At 65.7% G+C, this 8112-nt stretch carries 11 protein-coding genes and 1 tRNA gene; 5 read left to right on the top strand and 7 right to left on the bottom strand.

Going from position 1 to position 8112, the window contains the following annotated elements:
* Positions 1–21 precede the first annotated feature (21 nt).
* Genes ACRCSW_RS01510 through ACRCSW_RS01530 form a run of 5 tightly spaced genes read left to right on the top strand, consistent with a single transcriptional unit; the run spans position 22 to position 3600 of the window.
* Positions 22–981, top strand: a complete 960-nt coding sequence (locus tag ACRCSW_RS01510) for an SPOR domain-containing protein (protein WP_438702233.1) — start codon at positions 22–24, stop codon at positions 979–981.
* Positions 978–1973: a glycoside hydrolase family 3 N-terminal domain-containing protein gene (locus tag ACRCSW_RS01515; protein WP_438702234.1), complete on the top strand. Its 996-nt coding sequence runs from the start codon at positions 978–980 to the stop codon at positions 1971–1973. The genes ACRCSW_RS01510 and ACRCSW_RS01515 overlap by 4 nt, the downstream gene beginning before the upstream one ends.
* The gene (locus ACRCSW_RS01520) at positions 1966–2757 is read left to right on the top strand and encodes a segregation and condensation protein A (protein ID WP_438702235.1); all 792 of its coding nucleotides are present in this window, start codon (positions 1966–1968) and stop codon (positions 2755–2757) included. Before ACRCSW_RS01515 ends, ACRCSW_RS01520 begins: the two co-directional genes overlap by 8 nt.
* Positions 2754–3389, top strand: coding sequence for an SMC-Scp complex subunit ScpB (gene scpB / locus ACRCSW_RS01525; RefSeq protein ID WP_438702236.1), 636 nt, complete (start codon positions 2754–2756; stop codon positions 3387–3389). The genes ACRCSW_RS01520 and scpB overlap by 4 nt, the downstream gene beginning before the upstream one ends.
* Positions 3390–3399: 10 nt before the next feature.
* On the top strand, positions 3400–3600 hold the full coding sequence (locus ACRCSW_RS01530; protein WP_438702237.1) for a hypothetical protein: 201 nt from the start codon (positions 3400–3402) through the stop codon (positions 3598–3600).
* On the opposite strand, the gene ACRCSW_RS01535 is transcribed toward ACRCSW_RS01530, so the two are convergent.
* The 7 genes from ACRCSW_RS01535 to ACRCSW_RS01565 all read right to left on the bottom strand — a co-directional run.
* Positions 3597–4055 carry a hypothetical protein gene (locus ACRCSW_RS01535; RefSeq protein ID WP_438702238.1) on the bottom strand — a complete coding sequence of 153 codons (459 nt, stop codon included), beginning with the start codon at positions 4053–4055 and terminating at the stop codon, positions 3597–3599. The two genes, ACRCSW_RS01530 and ACRCSW_RS01535, sit on opposite strands and share 4 nt — an antisense overlap.
* An 8-nt stretch (positions 4056–4063) precedes the next feature.
* Positions 4064–5137, bottom strand: a complete 1074-nt coding sequence (locus ACRCSW_RS01540) for a 2'-deoxycytidine 5'-triphosphate deaminase (RefSeq protein WP_438702239.1) — start codon at positions 5135–5137, stop codon at positions 4064–4066.
* Between the two features lie 73 nt (positions 5138–5210).
* A tRNA-Pro gene (locus ACRCSW_RS01545) sits at positions 5211–5288 on the bottom strand.
* A gap of 60 nt (positions 5289–5348) precedes the next feature.
* On the bottom strand, positions 5349–6038 hold the full coding sequence (locus ACRCSW_RS01550; RefSeq protein ID WP_438702240.1) for a MerR family transcriptional regulator: 690 nt from the start codon (positions 6036–6038) through the stop codon (positions 5349–5351).
* Between the two features lie 14 nt (positions 6039–6052).
* Positions 6053–6355 carry an integration host factor subunit alpha gene (gene ihfA, locus ACRCSW_RS01555; RefSeq protein ID WP_438702241.1) on the bottom strand — a complete coding sequence of 101 codons (303 nt, stop codon included), beginning with the start codon at positions 6353–6355 and terminating at the stop codon, positions 6053–6055.
* Between the two features lie 90 nt (positions 6356–6445).
* Complete coding sequence (locus ACRCSW_RS01560; RefSeq protein WP_438702242.1) at positions 6446–7417, bottom strand: beta-ketoacyl-ACP synthase III; 972 nt, start codon at positions 7415–7417, stop codon at positions 6446–6448.
* Positions 7414–8112 (bottom strand): phosphate acyltransferase (locus tag ACRCSW_RS01565; protein ID WP_438702243.1); only part of this gene is annotated, 699 nt, incomplete at its 5' end. The genes ACRCSW_RS01565 and ACRCSW_RS01560, both read right to left, overlap by 4 nt.

The following is an 8112-nucleotide window of genomic DNA, read 5'->3' on the forward strand; positions in this document are numbered from 1 at the left end:
CCCCGCAGGCAGGGGCAGCAGATGGCGGACGCGGATTATGACTTCGGCGGCGGCCTCTCACATGAGAGCCAGTCGCAGCGCTATGGTGCAAAGGAAGCCATGGCCGCAGAGAAAGTGCAGCGCTACATCAACATTGCCGGTGGCCTGGCCTCACTGGCATTGGTCATTGGGCTGGGCTTCTGGGGCTACAAGCTTGCGGTGCGCGATGTGAACGGGGTGCCGGTGATCCAGGCCATGGATGGGCCGATGCGAATCTCGCCCGTCGATCCGGGCGGCGAGATCGCCGATCATCAGGGTCTTGCCGTCAACAACGTGGCCGAGGTCGGGACCGCCGCACCATCGCCGGAGCGTCTGGTCCTGGCGCCGCGCCCGGTGGAGCTTACTCCGGAGGATACTGCGGGCCTTGGCGGGCAATTGCTTCCGGGGCTTGCGGAAGCTTCGGCGCCATCCGATCTGATGACGGCAGATTCCGAACTGGCATTGGCGGCGACCCCGTTGACCGAAAGTGCGGACCCGACCGAGGTTGCGGTCGAAGCGGCTCTGGCCGAGGCGCTTGGCACTGTGCCCGAGGAGGAGCTAGCAACCCTGCCTGTGGAGGAGCCTGCGCCGGAAGGGGCGATCACGACGTCGATCCGGCCGAAGGCGCGCCCCGGCACCCGGACTGAAACCGCGCCTGTCGAGGCCGTGGCGATGGCGGCGCCGAATGAGGTTGACCCTGCGACGATCACGCCCGGCACCCGCCTTGTGCAGTTCGGCACCTTCGATACGGCGGAAGAGGCCCGCGCTGCGTGGACCAGGCTGCAAGGGCGGTTTGGCGAGCTTATGGCGGAAAAGGGGCTGGTGCTGCAGCCTGCGGAAAGCGGCGGGCGCACCTTCTATCGCCTTCGTGCGCATGGCTTTGAGGGCGAGGATGATGCCCGGCGCTTCTGCTCGGCCTTTGTTGCAGAGAACATGATCTGCATTCCGGTGCCGCACAAATGACCGAAGGCCTTGGTGCGACCATTTTCGGCTGCGCCGGGCCCGGACTTCTGGCCGAAGAGCGCGCGTTCTTTCGCGAGGCCAACCCCTTCGGCTTCATCGTTTTCGCCCGCAATGTCGAGACGCCGGACCAGTTGCTCCGGCTGACGTCTGACTTGCGGGAGGCTGTCGGTCGCGACGCGCCGGTGCTGGTCGATCAGGAAGGCGGGCGGGTTCAGCGTTTGCGCGCGCCCCATTGGCGGGAGTGGGACCCGCCGCTTGATACGGTCGAACGTGCGGGGTCGGTCGAGGCGGCAGAGCGGATCATGCGGCTGCGCGCCATGGTCATCGCGGCGGAACTCGCGGCGGTCGGGATCGATGCGAATTGCGTGCCGACGCTGGATGTCGCGCGGGCGGCAACGCATGCGTTCCTTCGGAACCGCTGCTACAGCACCGATCCGGCTGTCGTTTCGCGGATCGGGCGCGCGGTGGCCGACGGCCTGATGGCGGGGGGCGTCCTGCCGGTGATGAAGCATCTGCCGGGTCACGGGCTTTCGCAACTTGATACGCACCTGGACCTTCCGACGGTCCACGTCAGCCTTGACGAACTGAAGGCCATCGACTTCGCCCCGTTCCGCGCGCTGAACGACCTGCCGATGGCGATGACCGCGCATCTGGTCTTTGCCGCCTGCGATCCGGGCCTGCCCGCGACCCAGTCGCCGCGAATGATCGGGCTGATCCGTGACGAGATCGGGTTCAAGGGCCTTTTGATGTCGGACGACCTCAACATGCAGGCGCTGAAAGGGACTTTGGCCGAGCGGACGGCGCGGACGATTGCCGCCGGGGTCGACGTGGCGCTGCACTGCAAGGGCGACATGGCCGAGATGCAGGAGGTCGCCGCTGCCGCGGGGACGATGACGCCAGCCGCCCGCGCCCGGGCCGATGCGGTGATCGCTGCGCGGAAACCTGGGACCGTCGATGTTGCGGCAGCGCTGGCTGAGCTTGCCGATGGCTGAGGAAGACGCCTGGGAGTTGCCCGAACGGCTGGCCCCGGAAGACAGGCTTTCCGCCGAGGCGCTGATTGTCGACGTCGACGGGTTCGAGGGGCCGCTTGATCTTTTGCTGACGCTGAGCCGGACGCAGAAGGTGGATCTGCGGCGGATTTCCGTGTTGAAGCTCGCCGAGCAATATCTTGGTTTTGTTGAGAAAGCCCGGAGCTTGCGGATCGAGCTTGCGGCCGATTATCTGGTGATGGCGGCCTGGCTGGCTTTCCTGAAGTCCCGGCTTCTGTTGCCGCCGGAGCCGGGAGAGGCTGGACCTTCGGCTGAGGATCTGGCGGCGCATCTGGCCTTCCAGCTGGAACGTCTGCAGGCGATGCGCGATGCGGCGGCGCGGCTGATGGGGCGGGATCAGCTGGGGCGCGACTTCTTTCCCCGCGGGGTGCCGGAGGATCTGGCCCACCACAAGGTCGTCCGCTACACCGCGACGCTGCTGGACCTCATGCGCGCGTATGCGAGGATCCGGACGAAGGACGAGTTCCGGCCCTTTGTGCTGGACCGTGAGCATGTCTACACGATGGAGCAGGCGTTGGAGCGGATGCGGGGGCTCATCGGCTATGCCGGGGATTGGGCGACGCTGACAAGCTTTCTGCCGGAGGGCTGGGATGGGACGCCGATGGCGCGGCGGTCCTCGCTGGCCTCGCATTTCGCGGCGGTGCTGGAGATGGCGAAGCGGGGGCAGGTGGTGCTGCGCCAGGGTGAGACCTTCGCGCCGATCGAGCTGCGCCGGAAGGACGGATGATGGTGGAGGAAGAAAGCCTCTTCGACGCGCCGCCGATGGGCGAGCAGGAACGGATGGTCGAGGCGATCCTTTTTGCCAGTGCCGAGGCGGTGACGCTGGCGGAACTGACCGCGCGGATGCCGCATGGCGCGGACCCGGCCGAGGCGCTGGTGCATCTGCGCCGTCGCTATGAAGGGCGGGGGGTGAACCTGGTTAAGGTGGGCGATGCCTATGCCTTCCGCACCGCGCCGGACCTTGGGTTCCTGATGCGGCGCGAGACGGTGGAGACGCGAAAGCTTTCCCGTGCGGCGATCGAGACCTTGGCGATCGTGGCCTATCACCAGCCGGTCACGCGGGCGGAAATCGAGGAGATCCGCGGGGTTGCGGTCAGCCGGGGGACGGTGGACCAGCTGATGGAGCTGGACTGGATCAGGCTTGGCCGCCGCCGGATGACGCCCGGCCGTCCGGTGACGTTCGTGGTGACCGAGACGTTCCTGGACCACTTCGGCCTGGAATCGGCGCGCGATCTGCCGGGGCTGAAGGAGCTTCGCGCGGCGGGCTTGCTGGACAATCGGCCCGCTCCGGGCCAGACTGCGGGAGCAGACGACGAGGACGAAGCTGCCACCGGTCAAAGCGAGCTTTTCGAGGACTAGGGACGCGCGGATGGACCTGAACGGTCTTCTCAACATGCTTACAAAGATGTTCATCCGCAGCGCGGTGGACACCGGCATCGATTATGCCGCCCGGAAGGGCAAGCCCGACGCCGAGCTGACCCCCGAAGAGCGCGAGCAGGCGCAGTCGGCGAAGAACATGGCCCAGCGGGCGCGCGAGGTCTCGAAGGTTGTCCGCAGGCTCTGGCGCTAGTACGGGCTGAGGCGCTGGTCGCAGTATCCGCCGGGCAGGACCGTGTTTATGAGGGCCCTGAGATCCGGGGGAACGCTGTCGGGCGTGCTGAACGTGAGGCCTGAGACGGGCCGACCGTTTAGTTCCGTGAACCAGGTCACCGACAGGAACGGCGGGGGCGGGGTGCGGGAGGCGAGGATCGCTTCGGGCGAGAGGGACTTGTCCAGAAGCGTTTGTAGGACATCGGTCAGGGCCTTGGTCTCGCGTGGCGTCGTTGGCCAGACAGCGTTGTGATCGGGCGGCATGCCGAGGCCTTTGACCTCCACCGCCGTCATTCGCCCGTTCAAGAGGTGCAGAGAGCAGAAGATCGTCTGGGACGGATCGGGGGACGACCAGATCTCGACCGTGACAGAGTGCGCAAGGCCGATCCCTGGGAGGATGCAAAGCAGCGCTGAAAGCCCTGCCAATCGCCGCATCGCTTGTCCTATCGGAACTGTTTCGCGAGCTTCAGGCCCTGTCCCTGATAATTCGACGAAATCCCGGCCCCGTAAAGTGTTTCCGGCCGCTCGCTCATCCGTTCGTAGACAAGGCGGCCTACCACTTGCCCGTGTTCCAGAACGAACGGCGCCTCATGGCAGCGCACTTCCAGAACCCCGCGTGAGCCTGCCCCGCCTGCGGCCGCATAGCCGAAGCCCGGATCGAAGAACCCGGCATAGTGGACCCGGAATTCCCCGACCATCGCGAGATAAGGCGCCATTTCAGCGGCATAGTCCGGGGGGATCGTCACCGCCTCGCGGCTTACAAGGATGTAGAAGGCGCCGGGGTCGAGGATGATGCGGCCGTCGGTGGTGCGCAGTTCCTCCCAGAAATCATGGGCCGGGTAATGGCCGATCCGGTCCAGATCGACGACCCCGGTATGCGGCTTGGCACGGTAGCCAACAAGGTCGCTGGTGGCAGGGCGCAGGTCGACCGAGAAGCCGAGACCTTCGGAGATCACGGCCTCGCCCGACACTAGTGATTCTTTTTTGTGAAGGGCGGTCAGGTCCGCGTCGCTCAGCACCGCCTGGCCGTGCCGGAAACGGATCTGGTTCAGACGCTGGCCTTCGCGGACCAGGACCGAGAAGCTGCGGGGGCAGACCTCGGCGTAAAGCGGGCCTTCGTAGCCTTCGGGGATCCGGTCGAACTCGATGCCGCCGTCGGTGATCGTCCGGGTCAGAAGGTCAAGCCGCCCGGAGGAGCTTTTCGCATTGGCAACCGCAGTGACGCCGTGGGGCAGGGCCAGTCGTTCGGCCAGAGGGATCACATAGACGCAGTTCTTTTCGAGGACCGCGCCACCCGCCAGGTCGACCTTGTGCATGGTGAACTCGGCCAGCCGACCCTCGACCGAGCGACCGGGACCGGCAAGGAACGAGGCACGGACGCGGTAGGCCACGGGGCCAAGGCGGAGGTCGAGGCTTGCGGGTTGAAGCTGGTCGTCGCGGATCGGGGGAGAGCCTGCAAGAGCGCCGATCTCGATCAGCTGGCGCAGGGCTTGCGCGGGCAGCACTCCGGTTTTCATCGTACCCCCGCCTTCCAGCCTGCCGGATATAAAACCGCCCGCGCTGCCAAGCGGCAGGCGGGCGGGTTTTCGATGGTCGGGCCGGAGAGATTCGAACTCTCGACCTCCCGCCCCCCAGACGGACGCGCTAACCAGGCTGCGCTACGGCCCGACACGGGGGGATACATACCGATATTCCGGGCCGGAGCAAGCGGGAAAGCGCATGTCGGGCTCAGCGGTTTCCGCCTTCGGCACGATCGGCGAGTTGCGCGCGAAGTGCTGCAAGCCGTCGTGCGAGTGCGGCCAGTTCCGGCTGCGAAGTCTTCAGACTGCCAGGCTGCAAGGCCCTGATCATGCTTGCAAAAGTCACATCGTCGCGCAGCGTGGGCTTTCGCGGTGCCGCAGGTTCCGGCTTGGCTGCAGGCTCGGCGCGGGCAAGGGCGGGCGGCTCATCGAAAAGCGGCAGCTCGCTTTGGGCCGAGCCCGCCTTGCGAGGGCGAGGCGCCTCTACCGGTTCCGGTTCGGTTTCTTCGACGGCGACGAAGGCCGCTTCCGGGACGTCTGCCTCGAAGTCCTCCGCAGCCTCGGCTTCAGCCTCGGCAGGCGTCTCCTCGACCACCGCAGGGGTCACCAGATCATCAACGCTGACAGAATCGTCGGTCAGCCCCGCCACATGCCGCACCCCGTGGTCGCGGAGAATCTTCTGGACCCCACGGATCGTCAGGCCCTCTTCATGCAAAAGCCGCTTGATCCCGGTCAGAAGCGCCACGTCCGAGGGGCGATAGTAGCGACGCCCGCCCGCCCGTTTGACGGGCCTGATCTGCGGGAAACGGCTTTCCCAGAACCGCAGCACATGCGCGGGCGTATCCAGATGCTCGGCAACCTCGCTGATCGTGCGGAAGGCGTCTGGCGACTTGTCCATCCGCTAATGCCCCTTCAGCGTTTCTTCCCAGCCGCGACTCGATCTTTCATCAGGTGCGACGGGCGGAAGGTCAGGACGCGGCGGGGCGAGATCGGGACTTCCTCGCCGGTCTTCGGATTGCGACCGACGCGGGCGGTCTTGGACCGGACCGAGAATGTGCCGAAGGACGAGATCTTCACAGTCTCACCCGTGGCCAGGGCATCGGACATATGCTGAAGCACCGCTTCGACGAGATTGGCGGATTCATTTCGGCTGAGCCCCACCTCGCGGAAGACGGCTTCGCTAAGGTCCATCCGGGTTAAAGTCTTATCGCTCATCTCGTCCCCCCACGAGGTTGTTTTCACGACCATGCGGCGGATGGATTTACGAGTCAATATCAACCACTTGGGGCGCGTGGTTAAAGGCGTCTACCAGCGCAGGACGACCGAACCCCAGGCAAGCCCGCCGCCGATTGCTTCGGTCACCAGAAGATCGCCCTCTTTGATCTGGCCGCGTGCCTTCCCGACCGAGAGCGCCAACGGGATGGAAGCGGCAGAGGTGTTGCCATGATCCTGCACGGTCACGACGACGCGGTCCATCGGCACCTGCATGCGTTTGGCGGTGCCTTCGATGATGCGGATGTTGGCCTGATGCGGCACGATCCAGTCAACGTCTTCGCTGGTCAGGCCCGCCTTGTCCAAAGCGCGATGGGCGGTTTCGGCCAGCTTTTCAATGGCATGGCGGAAGACTTCCTTGCCTTCCATGATCAGATGCCCGGTGGTTCCGGTCGAAGTGCCGCCATCGACGTAAAGGATGTCACGGTAGCGGCCGTCCGAGTTGAGATCGGTGGAAAGGATGCCGCGGTCGTCGGTCGTGCCCTGGCCTTCAGCGGCCTCCAGCACCACTGCGCCGGCGCCGTCACCGAACAGAACGCAGGTTCCGCGGTCCTTCCAGTTCATCAGCCGGCTGAAGGTTTCTGCCCCGATGACCAGAATGCGCGTTGCCTGACCGGAGACGATCAGCGCATTCGCATTGGCCAGGGCGTAGACGAATCCGGCGCAGACGGCCTGGACGTCGAAGGCAAAGCCCGAGGTGATCCCCAATTCGCCCTGCACCATAGTGGCGACGGACGGAAAGGTCAGATCGGGGGTAGAGGTCGCGACGATGATGGCGTCGATGTCACCCGGTTCCATCCCGGCATCCGCCAGCGCTGCACGGGCAGCGCGGGTGGCCAGATCGCTGGTCAACTGGCCTTCGGCGGCGAAATGGCGGCGCTCGATGCCTGAACGGGTGCGGATCCATTCGTCGGAGGTTTCGACGATCGCTTCGAACTCGGCGTTCGGGACGACACGGTCGGGCAGATAATGCCCAACGCCCCTGACTACGGCGCGTATCGTCATTCGGTCGGATTGCTCCCGGTCCGGGCCACTTCGGCCGCCACTCGCGCGGCATCCTGCCCCGCGGCTTCGGCGGATGCAACCCGCGCGGCAAGCCGCTCGATGAAGTGGGCCTGGGCCAGCTGGTAGGCCAGACCGATTGCGGCGGCGACCCCGGTGGCATCGGCCGAGCCGTGCGATTTCACGACAGTGCCGTTCAGCCCCAGGAACACGCCGCCATTCACGCGGCGCGGATCGATTCGGCGCTGCAGCCGCTTGAGCGAGTTCAGCGCGAGTATGGCCGCGAACTTCGACAGAAGGCCCGCCCCAAACGCCTCGCGCATGAAGTCTGCGATCAGCTTCGCCGTGCCTTCGCCCGTCTTCAGCGCGACGTTGCCGGTAAAGCCGTCAGTCACGATCACGTCGACGCGGTTCGAGGGCAGGTCGCCGCCTTCGACGAAACCCACATAGTCGAAGTCGCTGATCAGCGCGACGGCGGGCATGCGGTCATGCGCTTCCTTGAGCTCGGCCCGGCCCTTGTGCTCTTCGGTGCCGACATTGAGGATCCCGATCCGCGGCCGCTTCAGCGCAAGACCGTTGCGGGCATAGGACGCCCCCATGACCGCGTATTGCAGAAGATCGTCCGCTTCCGCCTTAACGTCGGCGCCCACATCCAGCATCAGGTTGAAGCCGCCCGGATTGCGCGAGGGCCAGAGGCA

It is taken from the genome of Tabrizicola sp. (genome assembly GCF_051645465.1).
Lineage (GTDB): Bacteria > Pseudomonadota > Alphaproteobacteria > Rhodobacterales > Rhodobacteraceae > Tabrizicola.

Excerpts from the sequence above, each read along its gene's own strand:
- ACRCSW_RS01510 (WP_438702233.1), top strand. The coding sequence starts at position 22 with ATGGCGGACGCGGATTATGACTTCGGCGGCGGCCTCTCACATGAGAGC.
- ACRCSW_RS01515 (WP_438702234.1), top strand. The coding sequence starts at position 978 with ATGACCGAAGGCCTTGGTGCGACCATTTTCGGCTGCGCCGGGCCCGGA.
- ACRCSW_RS01520 (WP_438702235.1), top strand. The coding sequence starts at position 1,966 with ATGGCTGAGGAAGACGCCTGGGAGTTGCCCGAACGGCTGGCCCCGGAA.
- scpB (WP_438702236.1), top strand. The coding sequence starts at position 2,754 with ATGATGGTGGAGGAAGAAAGCCTCTTCGACGCGCCGCCGATGGGCGAG.
- ACRCSW_RS01530 (WP_438702237.1), top strand. The coding sequence starts at position 3,400 with ATGGACCTGAACGGTCTTCTCAACATGCTTACAAAGATGTTCATCCGC.
- ACRCSW_RS01535 (WP_438702238.1), bottom strand. The coding sequence starts at position 4,055 with ATGCGGCGATTGGCAGGGCTTTCAGCGCTGCTTTGCATCCTCCCAGGG.
- ACRCSW_RS01540 (WP_438702239.1), bottom strand. The coding sequence starts at position 5,137 with ATGAAAACCGGAGTGCTGCCCGCGCAAGCCCTGCGCCAGCTGATCGAG.
- ACRCSW_RS01550 (WP_438702240.1), bottom strand. The coding sequence starts at position 6,038 with ATGGACAAGTCGCCAGACGCCTTCCGCACGATCAGCGAGGTTGCCGAG.
- ihfA (WP_438702241.1), bottom strand. The coding sequence starts at position 6,355 with ATGAGCGATAAGACTTTAACCCGGATGGACCTTAGCGAAGCCGTCTTC.
- ACRCSW_RS01560 (WP_438702242.1), bottom strand. The coding sequence starts at position 7,417 with ATGACGATACGCGCCGTAGTCAGGGGCGTTGGGCATTATCTGCCCGAC.